The following is a 964-nucleotide window of genomic DNA, read 5'->3' as shown; positions in this document are numbered from 1 at the left end:
CTGCCTTGGCAGAAGGACCATATAGCATCGAAGCAAGTATTAGCGATGTGGCAGGTAACAGCACCGATATTACCGGCAACGGCACCATTGATACCACAGCACCAAGTGTGAGTGTAGATGCGCCATTATTAACAAATGACAGCACGCCCACAGTGACAGGCACTAGTGATGCACCTAACAGCACCATCACGGTGACGTTTACAGATGCAGCAAATGCTACTCAAAGCATTGATGTACAAACCGATGCCAATGGTAACTGGAGTGCGACACCAACAGGCACATTAGCCGAAGGGAATTATAGCGTTAGCGCCAGCATCACTGATGCAGCGGGCAACACAGGTACCGGCACTGACAGTGGCGAAGTAGACGTAACTCCACCGGCACTTGCCTTTACACCAACGTTTGAACTTGGTTTATTGGTTACCCTAAGTGGTACCTCTGACTTGCCAGCAGGCAGTGAAATTACCATTACCGAGCAACTGGTTGGCGGTGGCATTGGTGCCACCTACACCACCACAACTGATGCCGATGGTAATTGGTCATTAGTCGGATTAGATGTATCGTTACTTGATGTTGGCTCAGTGATCGCCACAGCGACCGATGCCGCAGGTAATACCCGTACAATTAGCTCAGATGACTTTGATAATACACCGCCGACACTCACTGTTGATGTTGCAGCACAAAGCGACAGCAACACGCCAATCATAAGCGGCACAAGTGATGCGGGCGAAGGGGCACAAGTGACGATAGTCGTTACCGACAGCAACGGCAACCCACAAACCATCACCGCCCTTGTTGATGCGGATGGTAATTGGAGTGCCACTCCAACCACACCATTAAGTGAAGGTCAAAGCACCATCGAAGTAAGTGTACGCGACAGTGTTGGCAACGAAACTACAGTGAGTGATACCACCACTATCGACACGCAAGCGCCAATACTCACCATTCAAAACGTAGGCGATGT

Annotated in this window: 1 protein-coding gene; it reads left to right on the top strand. The window is 50.2% G+C overall.

Annotation, left to right across the window (positions count from 1 at the left end; all coding sequences use genetic code 11):
• Positions 1–964 (top strand): Ig-like domain-containing protein (locus H5161_RS19915; protein ID WP_182769924.1); only part of this gene is annotated, 964 nt, incomplete at both ends.

The sequence above is a fragment of the Pseudoalteromonas sp. SG43-5 genome, from assembly GCF_014164345.1.
Lineage (GTDB): Bacteria > Pseudomonadota > Gammaproteobacteria > Enterobacterales > Alteromonadaceae > Pseudoalteromonas > Pseudoalteromonas distincta.
This window is presented reverse-complemented; position numbering and strand designations above follow the sequence as displayed.